Consider the following 18541-nt stretch of genomic DNA (forward strand, 5'->3'; position numbering starts at 1 on the left):
GAGGAGCCTACGTTGCCCGACCGAGCGCCACCGTCCGGAACGCGCGAGAACGGAAAGTGTGGCCGCAATCGGGATCAGCAGGACGACACCTCCGTCGGGGTCGGGGCGTACCGGGGCCGCGCCGCCGCCGGCGGTGGGTGGCGGTGCGACGGTGGCGAAGGTGTCGGGGATCGGCAGCGAATGCCACCGGTCGGACGGCCAGACCACCGCGAACGCCCGCCCGACCACGTTGTCGATCGGCACCGTGCCCTGGCACCGGGCATCCTGCGAGACCTGCCGGTGGTCGCCGAGGACGAACATCTGACCGGGCGGGACCACGATCTCCTCGAACCGGCGGGAGCGGCACTCCTGCGGATTCGGCGGGAGATCGAGCGGCGAGTCGCGCAGCACGTACGCCGACTCGTCCAACGGGGTGCCGTTGACCAGCACCCGTCCCTGGTCGTCACAGCAGCTCACCCGGTCCCCGGGCAGCGCAATGACACGCTTGATGAAGTCCTTCTCCCCGGGCCGACCGACGCCGATCAGATCGCCGACGGTGCGGCCGAGCTTGTCGGCGAAGCTGGTGGGCGGCTGCACGTCCACCTGCGGAACCCACTGGTCGGTCCCCCGGAAGACCACGACCTCGCCGCGCTGTGGGTTCCGGACGTTGTAGACGACCTTGTTGACCACGACCCGATCGCCGACGAGCAGGGTGTCCTCCATCGACCCGGAGGGGATGAAGAACGCCTGGAGCAGGAAGGTACGGATCAGCACCGCCAGGCAGAAGGCGACGATGAGCAGCAGCGGCAACTCCTGCCAAAGTGGCATCTGCCGCTTACCGCGCCGGGTACGCCGGCGCCACGGATCGGCCGCGCCGCTGTCGTCAAGCGCCTGTACCACGCTCACTCCCCGGTCCGCAGAAACAACTACCGCCCGGGAACCTCGTCGAGGCTCCCCGGGCGGTAGTGGAGGTCACCCGCCACACAGGAGGCGGGTCACCGCCGCGCTGCGCCCGTACGACCAGGGTAGTGCGGACTGGCCGGTACGGCATACGCGCAGCTCGGGCGGCGTGGCGCGGTACGAGATCAGCTCGGCTGCTTCTCGCGCAGCTCCTTGATCTTGGCCTTCTTGCCCCGCAGCTCACGCAGGTAGTAGAGCTTGGCCCGGCGGACGTCACCGCGAACCACGACCTCGATCCGGTCGATCGCCGGGCTGTTGATCGGGTAGGTCCGCTCGACGCCGACGCCGAAGCTGAGCTTGCGGACGGTGAAGGTCTCGCGCAGCCCGGCACCCTGGCGGCGGATGACGACGCCCTGGAAGATCTGGACCCGGGACCGGGCCCCCTCGACCACCCGGGCGTGCACCTTGACGGTGTCACCGGCACGGAAGTCGGGCAGGTCGGTGCGCTTCGACTGGGCGTCAAGGGCGTCCAGGATGTTCATCGCTGTGTCCTCGTGAGGCTCACGGCGCACCGTCACTCGGCGCGCGGATGGGTGATACTGATCCCCGGGTGGTGGCCGGACGAACCGGCCCCGGTCGGAGATCCTCGCAGCCGCCCACGGGCGCGGACGTCTGCGGCAACCCCCCTACTTTGCCACATCCGGTCCGGGCACCTGAAATCCGGCCCGATCCAGTGCCGCCACGTCCCGTTTATCCAGGCTCTGCGGATCCAGCCCGGTGAGCATGTCCGGCCGGCGGCGACCGGTGCGGACCAGCGCCTCGTCACGCCGCCAGCGGGCGATCCGGCCGTGGTCGCCGGAGCGGAGCACGTCCGGCACCGGCAGGCCGCGCCAGGTCGCCGGCTTGGTGTACATCGGCGCCTCCAGCAGCCCGTGCGCGTGGGACTCCTCGGTCAGCGAACCGGCGTTGCCGAGCACCCCCGGCAGCAGCCGGGTCACCGCCTCCAGGATCACCAGCACCGCGACCTCGCCGCCGAAGAGCACATAGTCACCGAGGCTCACCTCGGTGACCGGCATCCGCGTCGCCGCGTGGTCGAGGACCCGCTGGTCGATGCCCTCGTACCGGCCGCAGGCGAACAGCAGGTGCGGCTCGGCCGCCAGCTCGTGGGCCATGGCCTGGGTGAAAGGCACGCCGGCCGGCGACGGCACCAGCAGCCGTGGTGGGGCCAGCTCCGCCGGTGCCAGGGCGTCCAACGCCTCGCCCCACGGCTCCGGCCGCATCACCATGCCGGGTCCGCCGCCGTACGGGGTGTCGTCGACGGTGCGGTGCACGTCGTGGGTCCAGCCCCGCAGATCGTGTACGGCCAGCCGCAGCGTGCCGTTGACCCGCGCTCGGCCGATCAGCGACAGGTCCAGCGGGGCGAAGTACTCCGGGAAGATCGACACGATGTCGACGCGCATCAGGCTGCTCCGCCAGCTAGAGATCGAGCAGGCCGCCGGGTGGGTCCACCACGACCCGGCCACCGGCGAGATCGACCTCGGAGACGATCGCCTTGACGAACGGGATCAGCGCCGTGCGCCCCTCGGGACGCCGCAGCACCAGCAGGTCGGAGGCCGGAGCGTGATCGATCCGGGCCACCTCACCCAACCGCTCGCCGGTCGGCGTGACCACGGCCAGCCCGACCAGCTGGTGATCGTGGAACTCCTCCGGATCCTCCGGCGGGTCGACGTCGGCGCTGTCCACCGCGAGCAGGGTGCCCCGCAGTGCCTCGGCGACGTCGCGGTCCAGCACCCCGTCGAAGGCGACGAGCAGCCGCCCCTGATGCCGACGCGCGGACTCGACGGTCAACGTGTCTGGCGTCCGGAACGGCACGCCGGGACCGTCCGGCGCGGGCTGGGCGGCGTTCGCCCCCGGCACGGTGACGAGCACCATGCCGGGGGCGAACCGCGTCTCGGGCTCGTCGGTACGCACCTCCACGGTGACCTCACCGCGGATGCCGTGCGGCTTACCGATCCTGCCGACGATGAGCTGCATCAGTACGAGTCGACGATGTCGACGCGTACCCCGCGCCCACCGATGGAGCCGATCACCTGGCGCAGCGCCTTGGCGGTCCGGCCGGACCGCCCGATCACGGTGCCCAGGTCCTCGGGATGCACCCGGACCTCCAGCCGCTTCCCTCGCCGGGAGTCGACCATCCGGACGCGCACGTCGTCGGGGTGGTCGACGATGCCCTTGACCAGGTGCTCCAACGCCGGCCGCAGCGCCATGTCAGGCCTGCTCGCCGGTGTCCGTGGCGGGCTGCTCCTCGGCCTTCGGGGCTTCCTCGGCCTTCGGGGCCTCGGCGGCCTTGGCGGCCTTCTTCGCCGGCTTCGCCGGGGTGTCGGCCACACCGGCGGCGGCCTTCGCCTCGGCCTCGTAGGCCGCCTTGCGGTCGGCCCGCTCGGGCGCGACCTTCAGCGGCGGCGGGGCCGGCAGGCCCTTGAACTTCTGCCAGTCACCGGTCAGTTCCAGCAGCCGCTGCACCGCCTCGCTGGGCTGGGCGCCGACGGACAGCCAGTACTGGACCCGCTCCGACTTGACCTCGATGACCGAAGGGTCTTCCTTCGGCTGGTAGATGCCGACGAACTCGATCGCTCGGCCGTCGCGCTTGGTGCGCGAGTCGGCGACGACGATGCGGTACTGCGGGTTGCGGATCTTGCCCATCCGCAGGAGCCGGATCTTTACGGCCACGGTTGTTTCGCTCCTGTTGCGATCTCACCGACCCGGTACGGGCGGTGTGCACGGGTGAGCGCCAACCGGCACAGTGGGGTTGGGCCGGAGACCGCTCGGGTGGACTGGCGACGCGCCCGGGTTAGAGGGCGCCGGACACGCGCCGGATACCAGCCAGCCATTCTGCCAGATCCTCGCCGGAACGCTCACACCGCACCGGCAGACGTCACCCGGGGCGGACCCTGCGTGACGAACGACACCCCCGGCCGGTCAGCGCACCGGTGGCCGGTCCCAGCCGTCCGGCAGGCGGTCGGGAGCGGTCCAGTGCGGCGGCGGGGTGAAGTCGCACCAGGTGCCGTCGAAGGGAAAGACCCCCGCCTCGGCCAGGGCGATCACCCGTTTGCCCTCGGCCCGCACCGCCGCCTCGTCGGTCACCCAGTAGTGCTCCGGGAAGGCCAGTCGCTCGACGAACTCGTCCTCGTCCTTCCATTCCCAGCTGCGGTCCGGCCGGACCCACACGTCGAGATCCTGGTCGACGATGTCCACGCCGGCCAGCCCGCCGTCGTCCCACCGGACCCCCGGTTCCTCCAGGTTGACGTACCAGCCGGCGAAGCGGCCCCGCACGTCGCGGAACCACCAGACCGAGTGGGCCGCGCCCGTGGGCAGGAACTTCAACAGTGGTGGACCGGTCCAGCGCCCCTGGGCCAGCCGGTAGGTCGGGGTCAGCCACTCCCGGAAGGGCACCGCCCGCATGCCCAGCCCGGCCGCGTTGACCTCGGCCGCCACCGGCGTGCCCTCGGCGACCCAGAGCAGCAGCCCCCGCTCGTCGTCGCTGACCACCCGGGCCGGCCGCACCCAGCCGATCCGCCCCCGCCGCACGTTACGGTGCACCACCACCCGACCCCGCTCAAACCACACACCCCGACCCTACCCCCACCCCACCCGCACCGTTGATCATGAGGTTAGCGGCAGCTCAAGAGATCAACTATGCCGCCAACCTCATGATCAACAAGGCCGGTGAGGGGGTGGGGGTTAGTAGGCGCGGGCGAGGGTGGCGATCAGGTCGGGTTCGGTCTCGGTGTCGGGGACGGTGCCGTCGGCGCGGGTCAGGCAGCGGACGGTGACGCCCTGGGCGTTGGCCTTCGCCTCGCCGTCGACGCCGACTTCCGACCACGGGACGCGGGCCCAGCCGGTGGTCGCCGCCTCCAGCGCCTCGTCGAGGGTCGCCACGTCGACCGTGCGCGACTCGCGGAAGGCGAGCGCCTGGTCGTGCAGCGCCCGCTGGTCGGCGTCGAGGGCGGCCAGCACCGCACCGACCACGTCCGCCACCGGCGTGGGCGCCTTCGAGCCGTCGGTACGCCGGACCACCACCGCGTTGCCGGCGGCCAGGTCGCGGGGACCGACCTCGACGCGTACCGGATAGCCGCGCAGTTCGGCGTCGACGGCCCGCCGGCCGAACGGGGTGTCGGTGCGGTCGTCGAGCGCGACCCGGACACCGGCGTCCCGCAGAGCGTCGCGCAGCTTGGCCGCCGCCTCGGTGACGCCGTCACCGTCCTTGACCACCATGACGTACGCCTGGGTCGGCGCCAGCCTCGGCGGCACCCGCAGCCCGTTGTCGTCGCCGTGGCACATGATCAGGCCGCCGAGCATCCGGGTCGAGGTGCCCCAGGAGGTCGTCCAGGCGTGCTCCCGGCCCCCTTCGGCCGAGGAGTAGCTGATGTCGAACGCCTTGGCGAAGTTCTGGCCCAACTCGTGGCTGGTGCCCAACTGGAGCGCCTTGCCGTCGCCCATCATGCCTTCGCAGGTGTAGGTGGCGGTCGCCCCGGCGAACCGCTCGCGGGCGGTCTTGAGCCCGACCACCACCGGGATGCCGAGCACGTTCACCATCAGGTCCTCGTACGCCTCGTGCAGGATCTTGCGGGCGTAGGCGCGGGCGTCGGAGCGGGTGGCGTGCGCGGTGTGCCCCTCCTGCCAGAGGAACTCGCTGGTCCGCAGGAACACCCGGGGGCGCAGCTCCCAGCGGACCACGTTGGCCCACTGGTTGAGCAGCAGCGGCAGGTCCCGGTAGGAGTCGATCCACTTGGCCATGAACTCACCGATGACCGTCTCGCTGGTCGGCCGCACCACCACCGGCTCGGCGAGCTGCTTGCCGCCACCGTGGGTGACCACGGCCAGCTCCGGCGAGAAACCCTCGACGTGCTCGGCCTCACGCTTGAGGTAGCTCTCCGGGATGAACAGCGGGAAGTACGCGTTCTCCGCCCCGGCGGCCTTGATCCGGTCGTCCATCTCGGCCTGCATCCGCTCCCAGATGGCATAACCGGCCGGTCGGATCACCATGGTGCCCCGCACCGGCCCGTTGTCGGCCAGCTTCGCCTTGGCGATCAGATCCTGGTACCAGCGAGGAAAATCCTCTGCCCGGGGAGTAAGCACGCGCGCCATGACCGCACATCCTATGCGCCCACCCGTCCCGCCACCGCCTCCCCCGCCCTTCCCAGGGTTGATCATGAAGTTGTTGCCGCTCCGTTCGGCGTGTCACGCCAACAACTTCATGGTCAACGGGGTGATCGGGCGAGGGGGTGGCCGCGGAGCATCAGGTGGGTGGGGGTGCGGAGGGTGGTGAGGTCCTGGCGGGGGTCCTGGGGGTAGATGGCGAGGTCGGCCAGGCCGCCTTCGACGAGGCCGGGGAGGCCGAGCCAGGCGCGGGCTCCCCAGGAGGCGGCGGCGAGCACGTCCAGGGTGGACATGCCGGCCTGCTCGTGCAGCAGGAGCATCTCCTCGACGGCGAGGCCGTGGTCGATGCCGCCACCGGCGTCGGTGCCGACGTAGATCGGCACACCAGCCTCGTACGCGGACCGCACCACCTGCGGGAAGCGGTCACGCAGGGCGAGCATGTGCTCGGCGTACCCGGGGAACTTGGCCCGGGCCTGGTCGGCGATGTGGCCGAAGGTACGGATGTTGATCATCGTGGGAACCAGCGCGGTGCCCTGCCGGGCCATCAGGTCGATCAGGTCGAGGCTTAGTCCGGTGCCGTGCTCGACCGAGTCCACCCCGGCCCGCACCATGATCTCCACCGCCGACTCGCTGAAGGTGTGCACGGCGGCGCGTACCCCGGCGGCGTGCGCGGCGGCCACGGCTGCGGTCATCGTGTCGGCGTCCCAGGCCGGCGCCAGGTCGCCGACGCCCCGGTCGATCCAGTCCCCGACCAGCTTCACCCAGCCGTTGCCGGCGGCGGCCTGCTCCGTCACGGTCGCGGCCACCTCGGCGGCACCCACCTCCACACCGATGTCGCGCAGGTACCGCTTGGGCGGTGCCACGTGCCGGCCGGCCCGGACCAGCCGGGGCAGGTCGGGTTCGTCGTCAAGTTCCGGGTACGGGAAGGGCGAGCCCGCGTCCCGGAGGGCGAGGACTCCGGCGTCCCGGTCGATCCGCGCCAGCGCACGCGCCTGGTCCAGCGAGGTGATCGGTGCGCCGCCCCGGGCGATGCCGATGTGGCAGTGCGCGTCCACCAGGCCGGGCAGGATGAAACCGCCGTCGGCGACCGTCTCCGCGCCGGGCACCGGTTCGAAGGTGACCCGGTCGCCGACCAGCCACAGGTCGCGTACCTCGTCGTCGGGCAGGAGCACACCGCGCACATGCAGAGCCATGCGCACAGTCCTACCCGATCACTGCCCGTCGCGCGCCAGAAGCCCGGCCCGCCGCACGGTCAGCGCGGGCAGGTCCACCGACACCTTCCAGGGCCGCTCGCTGACGAAGAGGTCCTCGGTGTGCGTGGTGACCTCGTAGTCTCCGGACGCGCTGAGCGCGTACTCGGTCAACGTCATCTTCTCGTGCAGCGGGTCGACCACCCAGTACGACCGGACCCCCGCGTGGGCGTAGACCTTGGCCTTGTCGTACAGGTCGCGGAAGGTCGAGGTGGGCGAGATGACCTCGACGGCGAGCAGCGCGTCCTCCACCGGGACGGGCGAACGGTTCGCGTGCTCCCGGCGGATGGCGACCACGTCGGGTCGGGGCTCGTTGCGCCGGTCGATCCGCATCGACAGGTCGATGCTGACCAGGTAGTCGGGTGGGCAGTTGTCGTCCAGCGCGAGCAGCAGCTCGACACAGAGGTCCTGATGCAGGGCGGTCGGCGCTGGCAGGATCAACCTTCCGTTGACCAGTTCGTACGGAAGGTCCTCCGGCAGTTCGCCGAGGTCGTCGACCGTCCACTCCGAGCGCTCAGGTGGGATGGGCAGCACGGTCATGACTCCTCCTCCCAGGGGCGACATCACCCTAGGAGCCGGCAACACCACCCGCCGTCACCGACACGCTCAGCGGGGCGGCTTGCCGTCCTTGCCGAACTTGTTGAAGTCGATCTTCGGCAGCTTGAAGCCCGGCGGCAGACCCTGACCGGCGGCCAGGTCGTCGGGGTTCATCCCCGGCGGCAACTGCGGCATCCCGCCCGGGAAGCCACCCTGCACGCCCCGGGTGCCGGCGCCGCTGCGCGGCCGGTTGCCACCCTTGGTGCCCTTGCGCTTGTTCTTCGGCGACTTGGTCGCCTTGCGCCGACCGGCACCGGGCAGGCCCATCATGCCGCCCATCTGCTTCATCATCTTCTGCGCGTCGGTGAAGCGGTTGAGCAGCTGGTTGACGTCCATCACGGTGACGCCGGAGCCGTTGGCGATCCGGGCCCGCCGGGAGCCGTTGATGATCTTCGGGTTGGTGCGCTCGGCCGGGGTCATCGACCTGATGATCGCGGTGATCCGGTCGAAGTGCTTGTCGTCCAGCTCGGCGAGCTGGTCCTTGACCTGCCCCATGCCCGGCATCATGGCCAGCACGTTGGCGATCGGTCCCATCCGGCGTACCGCGATGAGCTGGTCGAGGAAGTCCTCCAGGGTGAACTGCTCGCCGCCCATCAGCTTGGCGGTCATCTTCTCCTTCTGATCGGTGTCGAAGGCCGCCTCGGCCTGCTCGATCAGAGTGAGAACGTCGCCCATGCCGAGGATCCGGCTGGCCATCCGGTCGGGGTGGAAGACGTCGAAGTCCTCCAGTTTCTCGCCGGTGGAGGCGAACAGGATCGGCTGCCCGGTCACCTCACGGACCGACAGGGCGGCGCCACCCCGGGCGTCGCCGTCGAGCTTGGAGAGAACCACGCCGGTGATGCCGACGCCGTCCCGGAACGCCTCGGCCGTCCGGACCGCGTCCTGGCCGACCATCGCGTCGATGACGAAGACGACCTCGTCCGGGTTGACCGCGTCCCGGATGTCGGCGGCCTGCTGCATCATCTCCGCGTCGATGCCGAGCCGGCCGGCGGTGTCGACGATGACGACGTCCCGGGCGGCCCGGCGAGCGTGCTCGATCGAGGACTTCGCCACCTGCACCGGGTCGCCGACGCCGTTGCCGGGCTCGGGGGCGTACACCTCGACACCGGCGCGGCCACCGAGCACCTGGAGCTGCCCGACGGCGTTGGGACGTTGCAGGTCGGCGGCGACCAGCAGCGGCTGGTGGCCCTGGGCCTTGAGCCAGCGGGCCAGCTTGCCGGCGAGGGTGGTCTTGCCGGAGCCCTGGAGGCCAGCCAGCATGATCACCGTCGGCGGCTGCTTGGCGAACTGGAGCCGCCGTCCCTCGCCGCCCAGCACGGCGATCAGTTCCTCGTTGACGATCTTGACGATCTGCTGGGCCGGGTTGAGCGCCTGGGAGACCTCGGCGCCGCGCGCCCGCTCCTTGACGTTCGCGATGAAGCCCTTGACCACTGGCAACGCGACGTCCGCCTCCAGCAGCGCGAGGCGGATCTCGCGCGCGGTGGCGTCGATGTCGGCGTCGGTGAGACGTCCCTTGCCGCGGAGCTTGGTGAAGATCCCGGAAAGGCGGTCACTCAAGGTGTCAAACACGCGAACATCCCGTTTGTCAGTGTTCCGATGAGCACGAACGAGGCCGGGTGAGCTGTCCGACCACCGCTAGGGTAGCCCGCCACCCACACCCCCGCTCCCGGCCGGGCAGCCCACCGCTGGGGCAGGTCTGTGGCAGTTGCCGTCGCCGACACGCCGCCCGGTCGACGCCTTCACTGCCACAGATCCTTCGGGCGTCGCTCAGACGGCGGCGAGCACGGCGGCCTCCAGGCGGGCCCGTTCGTCCTCCGGGGGCCAGCCGCCGACCATGTAGAAGGCGTCGACCACGTCGCCGCCGAGGGTGGCGATCCGGGCCGCCCGGACCTGCGCGCCGGCCGCGTCGAGCGCGCTGGTGACCCGGTAGAGCAGGCCGGCGGCGTCGGCGGCCCGCAGTTCCAGCAGTACCGCGTCGGTGGCGGCGTCGCGGTGCCAGACCACCCGCGGTTGGGCCCCGGCCCCCCGTGCGGCCAGGGCCCGGCCGCGCAACCGCTGGGTCACCGACACGTCGCCGCGTACCGCGCGACGCAGGTCCGCGCTCAGCGCCACCGGATCCGGGGCCAGGCCGTAGCGCGGCTGCACCCGGCACTGCACCAGGGCTCGCCCGTCCACCGTGGCGGCGTCGGCGGCGAGCACTTCCAGCCGGTGCAGGGCCAGGCAGCCGGCCACCGTCGCGAGCAGGCCCCGACGATCGGCCGCGGCCACCGACACCCGGTCCCCGGTCAGGTGTACGACCGGCAGCGGCCCGGCCACCAGCGCCGGGTCCGGTGCGGGCGGGGCGGGTACGTCGCCGGTGTCGAGGGTGGTGCGTACCCGGGCGACCAGCTCGGCGACCAGTCGGCCCTTCCAGTCCGACCAGGCGGCCGGGCCGGTGGCGGCGGCGTCGGCGCGTACCAGCGCGTACAGCAGGTCGAGGGTGGTGACGTCGCCGACCGACTCGGCCACCCGGGCGATGGTGACCGGATCGGACAGGTCCCGCCGGGTGGCCACCTCGGGCAGCACCAGGTGCAACCGGACCAGCGTGCCGATCAGCGCCGCCTCGGCGGCCGGCAGGCCGATCCGGGTGGCGATCCCCTCGGCGATCGGCGCGCCCACCACGCTGTGGTCACCGGGGAGCCCCTTGCCGACGTCGTGCAGGAGCGCGCCGAGCAGCAGCAGGTCGGGGCGATCCACGTCGCGGGTGTGCCGGCCGGCCTCGGCGGCCGTCTGCACCAGGTGCCGATCCAGGGTGAACCGGTGCACCGGGTTGTGCTGGGGCAGGCTGCGCAGCCGGGTCCACTCCGGCAACCAGCCGTCGATCAGCCCGTACCGGTCGCAGGTCTCCCAGGCCGGGATCATGCCGGTGCCGGCTCCGAGCAGCGTGGTCAGGGCGGCGCGGGCCTCCGCCGGCCAGGGCGTGGGCAGCGGCGGGCAGTACGCGGCCAGCCACTCGCAGGTGGCGCGGGCGATCGGCAGTCCGGTGGTCGCCGCGGCGGCGGCCAGCCGCAGCGACAGGCTGGCGTCCGGGCGGGCGCCGATCGCGGTGCGGGCCAGCACCAGTTCGCCGTCGTGCTCGACCACGTCCCGGGCCACCGGGCGGCGCAGCGGCCTTCCGTCGGCGCCCCGACGGCGACCGGAGCGCAGCCGGTCCGCGGCGCGGAGCGCGTCGTCCAGGGCGTGGCTGACGGTCCGGGCGTCACCGGCGACCCGACGCAGCAGGGTGTCGCCGTCGCCGTCCTCGGCACGTGACGCCGTGCCGTACCGCTGCTCCGGTGCGGTGCCGGCCGGCTGTGGCGGCACCGTGCCCGGCGGGGTGCCCTCGGCGACGCCGGACGGTGTGCGACGCAGGCCGAGCAGGGCGGCCACCCCGTCGCGCTCCTGGGCGAGCAGCCGGTCGACGCGCCGGCCGACCTGCTGGTGCAGCGCGTCCCGGGTGTCCAGCAGCCGCAGGTGTGCGGCGTGCACGGCGGGTCGTAGCGCGTCGGTGATCCCGGCGGTGGCGATGGCCCGCAGGATGCCGACGTCACGCAGCCCCCCGGCCGCCTCCTTCAGGTCGCCCTCCAGCAGATGGGCCAGCTCGCCGTGGGACTGCCAGCGGGCGGCGGTGCTTTCCCGCAGGGGCCCGAGCTGACGGACGGCGGTACGCCGCCAGTGGTCGGTCGCGCTGCTCACCAGCGTGTCCGCGAGGTCCGGGTCACCGGCGACGAGCCGGGCGTCGAGCAGCCCGAGGGCCACCTTGACGTCGTCCTGGGCGACCGACAGCGCCTCGGCGACGGTCCGGACGGAGTGGTCGAGCCGCAGCCCGGCGTCCCAGATCGGGTACCAGAGGGCGGCGGCAAGTTCGTCGATGCCGGGCACCCCGGCGTGCACCAGCACCAGGTCGAGGTCGCCGTAGGGGGCGCACTGCCGCCGGCCCAGCCCGCCGACCGCGAGCAGCGCGACGCCCGACCGGTCCGGCAGCAGCCGGGCCAGCCAGGCGTCGTACGCGTCGGCCCGGGCTCGGCGCGCCGTCGCGCCGACCCCGGCCGGTACGCCGACGACCTCGTTGACCAGGAGGTCAGCGCTACCGGGGGGTTCCGAGGCTGTCCTGCTGGTCAACGAGGTCATCGATCAGCGCCCTACAGTGCGTCCAGGCCGCGCTCGCCGGTACGGACCCGAACGACCTCCTCGACGGCGGTCACCCAGACCTTGCCGTCACCGATCTTGCCCGTCCGGGCCGCCGACACGACGGCGTCGACGATCTTCTCGACGTCGATCTCGTCGGTCAGCACCTCCACCCGGATCTTGGGCAGGAACTCGACGGTGTACTCGGCGCCCCGGTAGACCTCGGTGTGGCCCTTCTGCCGCCCGTAGCCCTGGACCTCGCTCACCGTCAGACCGGCCACGCCCAGCGTGTGCAGGGCCTCCTTGACGGCGTCCAACTGGTGCGGCTTGATGACCGCGGTCACCAGCTTCATGTCCAACCCCTCCATTCGCAGAACGTTAGCCGGCGACCTTTTCGCTTACCGGTTCGGTGGGCCCGGTCTTCGGCGCCGCCGAGGTACCGATGCCCGCGGCGGCGAACGCGCCACCGCCACCACCCGTGGAGCTGAACTCGTACGCGCTCTCCGCGTGCTCGGCGTTGTCGATGCCGTCGACCTCGGCCTCGGCGCTGGCGCGGAAGCCGATGGTCTTGTCGATCACGAAGCCGATGAGGTACGCGACCACGAACGAGTACACCAGCACGGCGGCCGAACCGAGTGCCTGCTTGCCGAGCAGCGTGACACCGCCGCCGTAGAGCAGACCGTCGTTGCCCTCACCCGCCAGCACCTCCATCGCCAGGAAGCCGATGAGCAGCGACCCGATGATGCCGCCGATCATGTGCACGGCGACCACGTCGAGCGAGTCGTCGTACTTGAGGCGGTACTTGAGGCCGACGGCCAGCGCGCAGACGACACCGGCGATGACACCCAGCGCGATGGCGCCGAGCGGCTCCAGGAAGGCACAGGCCGGGGTGATGGCGACCAGACCGGCGATGGCACCGGACGCCGCACCGAGGGTGGTCGGCTTGCCGTCCCGGATCTTCTCCACCAGCAGCCAGCCGAGCACCGCGGCGGCGGTGGCGACCTGGGTGTTGATGAAGGCGATCGCGGCGGTGCCGTTGGCGGCCAGCGCCGAGCCGGCGTTGAAGCCGAACCAGCCGAACCACAGCAGGCCGGCACCGAGCAGCACCATCGGCAGGTTGTGCGGCTTGAAGCTGTCCTTCGGCCAGCCGACCCGGCGGCCGAGCACCAGCGCCAGGGCGAGGGCCGCGGCACCGGCGTTGATGTGCACCGCGGTGCCACCGGCGAAGTCGAGCACGCCCAACTCGAAGATCCAGCCACCGCCCCACACCCAGTGCGCCACCGGGAAGTAGACCAGGGTGGCCCACAGGCCGGCGAAGAGCAGCCACGGGCCGAACCGGGCCCGGTCGGCGATCGCGCCACTGATCAGCGCGACAGTGATCACCGCGAACATCAGCTGGAAACCGGCGAACAGCAGGTCGGGGATGCCACCCTCGGTCCCGCTCTCCAGCATGCCGCGCAGACCGGCAGCGGAGAGATCACCGGTGATCCCGCCGACGTCCTCACCGAACGCGATGCTGTAGCCGTAGAACACCCACAAAAGGCTGACCAGGCCGATCGCGCCGAAGCTCATCATCATCATGTTGAGCACGGACTTGGACCGGGTCATGCCCCCGTAGAACAGCGCCAGGCCGGGCGTCATGAGCAACACCAGCGCGGCTGAAGTCAAAATCCAGGCGGTGGCACCAGAATCTAGCTCCGGCACGCTGCCTCCTCTCGGGTTGTTTTCTCCCTCCCTCCCGGCACCGCGCAGCATCGCCCGTACGCCGGTTGCGCGGAAGCCTGGTGGTCCGCTGTTTCACCCAGGGTCCCCGGCCGGTTTCCGAACCGTGACGGCTTGTTTCGGACGTGTGAAGAAAGTCGCACACCTCGGCGCTTCGACGGGGGTGGATCGGCCGTTTGGTGCCGGTCTATCCCCCCGTCGGCCCAGCGACCGACCGTCGCGAGGACCGCTCAGCGGAGGGCGTGCTCCAGGGCGTGTCGCTCGTAGTCGAGCAACCGCAGATCCCGCATCGGCCGGCGCAGGTGGCCCTTGTGCACGATCCGGACGAAGGCCGGCTCCCCGGCCGCGGCCATCCGGCGGATGCCCTCCACGTGGTCCACGATCCGTTTGCGGATGGTCCGGATCAGCCGGTGGCGGTCGCGCGGAATGAGCCCGTAGGCGTCAGCGAACAGCCGCAGCCGACGTGGCCGGTCCGGACGCTTCCAGCCGAGGGTGATCGAGTCCCGGTCGGAGAAGATCGGCACCCACGTCCAGGCCGCGTACGCCACGTCGTAGATCCGGGCACCGGGCGAGGCGAGGTCGAAGTCGATCAGCCCGAGGGTGCCGTCCGGCCGCCAGATCACGTTGTGCGGGGCCGCGTCGTGGTGGCAGATGACCTCGGTGTCCGGTGGCGGCGGGCCGAACGAGCGCCACACCGCCTGCGGTGGCGGCACGAAGCCGTACTGGGCGTCGTGGAACATCCGCAGCATGGTGGCGACGGTGACCAGGGCCTCGTCGGTGACCCAGTGCGGGGCCAGCGGGTACTCCCCGCACTCCCCCTCCAGGTACGACAGCACCTCCCGGTTGCGCTCGTCCATGCCGAGGGCACGGGGCGCGCCGGTGAACCCGACGTACTCCAGGTGACGCAGCAGGGCGTGCACCGACGGGGTCCACGGGCCGGCGTTGCGCCGCACCGTGTCACCGACCCGCACCACGGTGCTCACGTTCCCGCCGTGCAGCGGGATCTCCTGCGAGGTCACGTACGGTCTCCCGAGGCGCTGCGACGGGTGGCTCGGGTCGCGCCAGCCCGCGTACGCGCGATCGTCTCTGGTCACCCGAGGTTACGCGGTCTGGCCGGTGGGTTCGGTACCCAGCAACGCGTCGACGAACTGTGCCGGGTCGAACGGTGCCAGGTCGTCGGGGCCCTCGCCGAGACCGACCAGCTTCACCGGAATGCCGAGCTTGCGCTGCACGGCGATGACGATGCCGCCCTTGGCGGTGCCGTCGAGCTTGGTCAGCACCACCCCGGTGACGTTCACCACCTCGGTGAAGACGCGCGCCTGCTCCAACCCGTTCTGGCCGGTGGTGGCGTCGAGTACCAGCAGTGTCTCGTCGATCGGGCCGTGCTTCTCCACCACCCGCTTGACCTTGCCCAGCTCGTCCATCAGGCCGATCTTGTTCTGCAACCGCCCGGCGGTGTCGACGAGGACCGTGTCCACGCCGGTCTCGATGCCCCGCTTGACCGCGTCGAAGGCGACGCTGGCCGGGTCGGCGCCCTCCGGACCGCGGACGGTCTCGGCCCCGACCCGCCCGGCCCAGGTCTGCAGCTGGTCGGCGGCGGCGGCCCGGAAGGTGTCGGCGGCGCCGAGCAGCACACTGCGGCCGTCGGCGATGAGCACCCTGGCGATCTTGCCGCAGGTGGTGGTCTTGCCCGCGCCGTTGACCCCGACCACGAGCAGCACCGCCGGCACGCCCTCCTTCGGGGCGGTGTGCAACGACCGGTCCAGTCCCGGGTCGAGCGCGTTGACCAGCTCGGTGGCGAGCAGGGTGCGCAGCTCGGCGACCGAGCGGGTACCCAGCACCCGGGTGCGCTCCCGCAGCCGGTCGACGATGTCCCGGGTGGCGTCGACACCGACGTCGGCGGTGATCAGGCTGTCCTCGATCTCCTCCCAGACGTCCTCGTCGAGCCGGTCCCGGCTGAGCAGGCCGAGCAGGCCCTTGCCGAACACGTTCTGCGACCGCGACAGCCGGGAGCGCAGCCGCACCAGCCGGCCGGCGGTCGGCTCGGGCACCTCGACGGTCGGTGCCGGCGCCTCGACCGGTGGCTCGACCAGGACACCCGTGGACAGGTCGGCCTCCGGCGCCTGCACCGGCGGGCCGGCGAGGTCCTCCTCCGCCCGGGTGTCGACCTCCGTACGCGGCAGCGGCGGCTGCGGCCGTCGGCGCAGCCGCGGCACGACCAGCCCGATGCCGCCGAGGATCAGCAGACCGAGCAGGGCGAGAGCGATGAGGAGGTATTCCGTCATGCCGGAATCCTGTCAGATGCCGGCGATCACGTCTCAGCCACCGCTCCCGCCGGGCTCGGCGGTCACCCGGCGCCCGACCGCCCCCGGCGTCGGCCCAGGATGCGGCGGTAGTCTCGGCCACAGTTGGCAGTGGTGCGCCGCCGGCCGGGTAGTAAAGGATGAAGCTTTCTCGTCTGGAGGTTCGCATGCCCGCCGAGCTGCTCATCGGCCCCTTGCTACGCCGGGTCGTCGGCACTCGGGCCACCGTCTGGGTGGAGACCACGACGCCCGCTGTGGTCACCGTCCGCACGACCGGCGGCGCCACCGGCACCGCCCCCACCTTCAGCGCGTACGACCACCACTACGCGCTCGTCGTGATCGACGGGCTGACCCCGGACAGCGCCACGACGTACGAGGTGCTGATCGACGACGAGGTGGTCTGGCCGCTGCCGGACAGTCGTTTCCCGCCCAGTCTCATCCGCACCCGGGCCACCGACGACCGGGACCAGCCGGTCCGCCTGCTCTTCGGTTCCTGTCGGGAGACCACCCAGCACGCGACCACCCGCAAGTTGCCGCCGGACGCGCTCGACGCGTACGCCCGGCGGGTGATGGCCGACCCGGACCCGGCCGCCCTGCCCGACCTGCTGCTGCTGCTCGGTGACCAGGTCTACGCCGACGAGACCTCGCCGACCGTCAAGCGGCTGCTGCGCCGTCGGCGGCGGCGTCCCGAGGGCGCGCCGAAGGACCAGGTGGTCAGCTTCGACGAGTACACCAAGCTCTACCTGGAGTCGTGGCGCGACCCGGAGATCCGCTGGCTACTCTCCACCGTGCCGAGCGTGATGATCTTCGACGATCACGAGGTCATCGACGACTGGAACACCTCGGCCTCCTGGCGGGCCGACATGCGCGAGCAGCCGTGGTGGGCCGAGCGGATCGCCAGTGGGTTGGCCTCCTACTGGGTCTACCAGCACCTGGGCAACCTCTCGCCCGACGAGATCACCGCGGACCCGGTCTTCGCCAAGGTGAGCGCGGCGGAGGACGCCACCGGCGTGTTGCGGGAGTTCGGCGCGCGGGTCGACACCGAGGCCGACCTGGCCCACGACACCGAGCGCTGGCGGGCGGTGCAGTACCAGTGGAGCTACGCGCTCGACCTGGGGCGCACCCGCCTGGTGATGCTGGACAACCGGTGCAGCCGGGTGCTGTTGCCGGGTCGGCGGGCGATGCTGCCGCCCGGCGAATGGTCGTGGTTCGTCGACCGCGCCCACGGTGGCTACGACCACCTGGTGGTCGGCTCCTCACTGCCCTGGCTGCTGCCGCCCGGCATCCACCACGTCGAGACGTGGAACGAGAAGCTGGCCGACTCGCCCCGGCGGTGGGTCTCCGGGCTGGGCGAGCGGCTGCGCCGCGCGCTGGACCTGGAGCACTGGGCCGCGTTCCGCCGCTCGTTCGACGCGCTGGCGGAGTTGTTCGCCCGGATCGGCGCCGGCACGCCGGGTGCCCCCGACGACCGCAAGGGCGCCGGGCCGGCGTACCCGCCACCGGCGTCGATCAGCGTGCTCTCCGGCGACGTGCACCACTCGTACGTGGCGCGGGTCAGGTTCGCCGACCCCGGTGTGCACACACCGGTGCACCAGCTCACCTGCTCGCCGATCCACAACCAGGTGCCGGCCGGGATGCGCCCGCTGATGCGGCTGGGGTGGGCGCGCGGCCCGGCCGGAGCGGCCCGGGCCCTGGCCCGCACGGCGGGCGTCCGTCGGCCCCTGGTCAAGTGGCGCAAGCTGGCCGGTCCGTACTTCGGCAACGCGGTGGCGACGCTCACCCACGCCGGGCGCGGGGCCGAGGTGATCATCGAGGGCACCACCGGCGACGGTCACCTGCACGTGGTGGCCCGGCAGCGGCTCACCGACGGCCACTGAGCGCTCCACAAATCCGTCGCAGGTTGTCAGATACCGGGGCCAGAATCCTCGGATGACTTGGACAGCACCGGCGGTCGACCGAACCCCCGAGCCCTACGTCGGCGACGAGCGCACCATGCTGGAGGGCTGGCTGGACTATCACCGGCAGACCCTCCTGCTCAAGTGTGCCGGCCTCACCGCCGAGCAGCTACGCACGGCCAGCGTGGCACCGTCCGGCCTCACGCTGCTCGGGCTGGTCCGGCACCTGGCCGAGGTGGAGGCCTGGTGGTTCCGGGAGAACTTCGCCGCCGAGCAGGTCGACTACCCGTACTACACGCTGGACGACCCGGACGCCGACCTCGACGTCGGCGACGCCGACGCCGAGGCGGACTTCGCCACCTACCACCGGGAGGTGGCACGGGCCCGCGCCGCCGTCGTCGGGCGGTCGCTCGACGAGACGTTCACCGAGGTCGGCCCGAAGCGGCGCACGTTCAACCTGCGCTGGGTCTACGTCCACATGATCGAGGAGTACGCCCGGCACAACGGGCACGCCGACCTGATCCGCGAACGCATCGACGGCGTCGTCGGGGAGTGACCCGGCTGCTCTCGACGCCGGTCACGGCAGGTG

Annotated in this window: 17 protein-coding genes and 1 pseudogene; 2 read left to right on the top strand and 16 right to left on the bottom strand. The window is 71.8% G+C overall.

Going from position 1 to position 18541, the window contains the following annotated elements:
* Positions 1–7: 7 nt before the first annotated feature.
* The 16 genes and pseudogenes from lepB to ftsY form a co-directional block, all read right to left on the bottom strand.
* Positions 8–879: pseudogene (lepB, locus tag O7605_RS12795) on the bottom strand (signal peptidase I).
* A gap of 185 nt (positions 880–1064) precedes the next feature.
* Positions 1065–1421, bottom strand: a complete 357-nt coding sequence (gene rplS, locus O7605_RS12800; RefSeq protein WP_093401691.1) for a 50S ribosomal protein L19 — start codon at positions 1419–1421, stop codon at positions 1065–1067.
* Positions 1422–1565: 144 nt separating this feature from the next.
* Positions 1566–2339, bottom strand: a complete 774-nt coding sequence (trmD, locus tag O7605_RS12805) for a tRNA (guanosine(37)-N1)-methyltransferase TrmD (RefSeq protein ID WP_269739394.1) — start codon at positions 2337–2339, stop codon at positions 1566–1568.
* A 16-nt stretch (positions 2340–2355) separates the two neighbouring features.
* Positions 2356–2913 carry a ribosome maturation factor RimM gene (rimM, locus tag O7605_RS12810; protein WP_269739395.1) on the bottom strand — a complete coding sequence of 186 codons (558 nt, stop codon included), beginning with the start codon at positions 2911–2913 and terminating at the stop codon, positions 2356–2358.
* Positions 2913–3146 carry an RNA-binding protein gene (locus O7605_RS12815; RefSeq protein WP_013732101.1) on the bottom strand — a complete coding sequence of 78 codons (234 nt, stop codon included), beginning with the start codon at positions 3144–3146 and terminating at the stop codon, positions 2913–2915. Before O7605_RS12815 ends, rimM begins: the two co-directional genes overlap by 1 nt.
* A 1-nt stretch (position 3147) precedes the next feature.
* Entirely contained in the window at positions 3148–3609 is a 462-nt protein-coding gene (gene rpsP, locus O7605_RS12820) for a 30S ribosomal protein S16 (protein ID WP_164445711.1), read from the bottom strand.
* Positions 3610–3858: 249 nt separating this feature from the next.
* Complete coding sequence (locus O7605_RS12825; protein ID WP_269739396.1) at positions 3859–4506, bottom strand: DUF402 domain-containing protein; 648 nt, start codon at positions 4504–4506, stop codon at positions 3859–3861.
* Positions 4507–4620: 114 nt separating this feature from the next.
* Entirely contained in the window at positions 4621–6027 is a 1407-nt protein-coding gene (gene proS, locus O7605_RS12830) for a proline--tRNA ligase (RefSeq protein WP_269739397.1), read from the bottom strand.
* A gap of 113 nt (positions 6028–6140) precedes the next feature.
* On the bottom strand, positions 6141–7232 hold the full coding sequence (locus tag O7605_RS12835) for an amidohydrolase family protein (RefSeq protein ID WP_269739398.1): 1092 nt from the start codon (positions 7230–7232) through the stop codon (positions 6141–6143).
* Positions 7233–7250: 18 nt separating this feature from the next.
* Positions 7251–7829 carry a Uma2 family endonuclease gene (locus tag O7605_RS12840; protein WP_269739399.1) on the bottom strand — a complete coding sequence of 193 codons (579 nt, stop codon included), beginning with the start codon at positions 7827–7829 and terminating at the stop codon, positions 7251–7253.
* 66 nt (positions 7830–7895) lie between these two features.
* A complete protein-coding gene (gene ffh, locus O7605_RS12845) occupies positions 7896–9455 on the bottom strand; it encodes a signal recognition particle protein (protein WP_164445716.1) in 1560 nt (519 codons plus the stop codon).
* A 198-nt stretch (positions 9456–9653) separates the two neighbouring features.
* A complete protein-coding gene (locus O7605_RS12850; RefSeq protein ID WP_269739400.1) occupies positions 9654–12035 on the bottom strand; it encodes a [protein-PII] uridylyltransferase in 2382 nt (793 codons plus the stop codon).
* A gap of 11 nt (positions 12036–12046) precedes the next feature.
* Positions 12047–12385: a P-II family nitrogen regulator gene (locus O7605_RS12855; protein WP_166458079.1), complete on the bottom strand. Its 339-nt coding sequence runs from the start codon at positions 12383–12385 to the stop codon at positions 12047–12049.
* Between the two features lie 25 nt (positions 12386–12410).
* Complete coding sequence (locus O7605_RS12860; protein WP_443083921.1) at positions 12411–13673, bottom strand: ammonium transporter; 1263 nt, start codon at positions 13671–13673, stop codon at positions 12411–12413.
* 311 nt (positions 13674–13984) lie between these two features.
* On the bottom strand, positions 13985–14848 hold the full coding sequence (locus O7605_RS12865) for an aminoglycoside phosphotransferase family protein (RefSeq protein ID WP_170863284.1): 864 nt from the start codon (positions 14846–14848) through the stop codon (positions 13985–13987).
* A gap of 6 nt (positions 14849–14854) precedes the next feature.
* Positions 14855–16039, bottom strand: a complete 1185-nt coding sequence (gene ftsY, locus O7605_RS12870) for a signal recognition particle-docking protein FtsY (protein ID WP_269739402.1) — start codon at positions 16037–16039, stop codon at positions 14855–14857.
* 185 nt (positions 16040–16224) lie between these two features.
* Here ftsY and O7605_RS12875 point away from each other — a divergent pair, with 185 nt between their 5' ends.
* Positions 16225–17934, top strand: coding sequence for an alkaline phosphatase D family protein (locus O7605_RS12875; protein ID WP_269739403.1), 1710 nt, complete (start codon positions 16225–16227; stop codon positions 17932–17934).
* A gap of 52 nt (positions 17935–17986) precedes the next feature.
* Entirely contained in the window at positions 17987–18508 is a 522-nt protein-coding gene (locus O7605_RS12880; RefSeq protein WP_269739404.1) for a DinB family protein, read from the top strand.
* Positions 18509–18541 lie beyond the last annotated feature (33 nt).

The sequence above is a fragment of the Verrucosispora sp. WMMA2121 genome (genome assembly GCF_027460185.1).
In the GTDB taxonomy this organism is placed as follows: Bacteria; Actinomycetota; Actinomycetes; order Mycobacteriales; family Micromonosporaceae; genus Micromonospora; species Micromonospora palythoicola.

What these genes read in the sequence shown, in the direction of transcription:
- O7605_RS12840 (WP_269739399.1), bottom strand. Translation starts at nt 7,829, where the DNA reads ATGACCGTGCTGCCCATCCCACCTGAGCGCTCGGAGTGGACGGTCGAC.
- O7605_RS12860 (WP_443083921.1), bottom strand. Translation starts at nt 13,673, where the DNA reads ATGACGCCCGGCCTGGCGCTGTTCTACGGGGGCATGACCCGGTCCAAG.
- proS (WP_269739397.1), bottom strand. Translation starts at nt 6,027, where the DNA reads ATGGCGCGCGTGCTTACTCCCCGGGCAGAGGATTTTCCTCGCTGGTAC.
- rimM (WP_269739395.1), bottom strand. Translation starts at nt 2,913, where the DNA reads ATGCAGCTCATCGTCGGCAGGATCGGTAAGCCGCACGGCATCCGCGGT.
- O7605_RS12855 (WP_166458079.1), bottom strand. Translation starts at nt 12,385, where the DNA reads ATGAAGCTGGTGACCGCGGTCATCAAGCCGCACCAGTTGGACGCCGTC.
- trmD (WP_269739394.1), bottom strand. Translation starts at nt 2,339, where the DNA reads ATGCGCGTCGACATCGTGTCGATCTTCCCGGAGTACTTCGCCCCGCTG.
- O7605_RS12850 (WP_269739400.1), bottom strand. Translation starts at nt 12,035, where the DNA reads ATGACCTCGTTGACCAGCAGGACAGCCTCGGAACCCCCCGGTAGCGCT.
- ftsY (WP_269739402.1), bottom strand. Translation starts at nt 16,039, where the DNA reads ATGACGGAATACCTCCTCATCGCTCTCGCCCTGCTCGGTCTGCTGATC.
- rplS (WP_093401691.1), bottom strand. Translation starts at nt 1,421, where the DNA reads ATGAACATCCTGGACGCCCTTGACGCCCAGTCGAAGCGCACCGACCTG.
- O7605_RS12880 (WP_269739404.1), top strand. Translation starts at nt 17,987, where the DNA reads ATGACTTGGACAGCACCGGCGGTCGACCGAACCCCCGAGCCCTACGTC.
- O7605_RS12815 (WP_013732101.1), bottom strand. Translation starts at nt 3,146, where the DNA reads ATGGCGCTGCGGCCGGCGTTGGAGCACCTGGTCAAGGGCATCGTCGAC.
- O7605_RS12835 (WP_269739398.1), bottom strand. Translation starts at nt 7,232, where the DNA reads ATGGCTCTGCATGTGCGCGGTGTGCTCCTGCCCGACGACGAGGTACGC.
- O7605_RS12875 (WP_269739403.1), top strand. Translation starts at nt 16,225, where the DNA reads ATGCCCGCCGAGCTGCTCATCGGCCCCTTGCTACGCCGGGTCGTCGGC.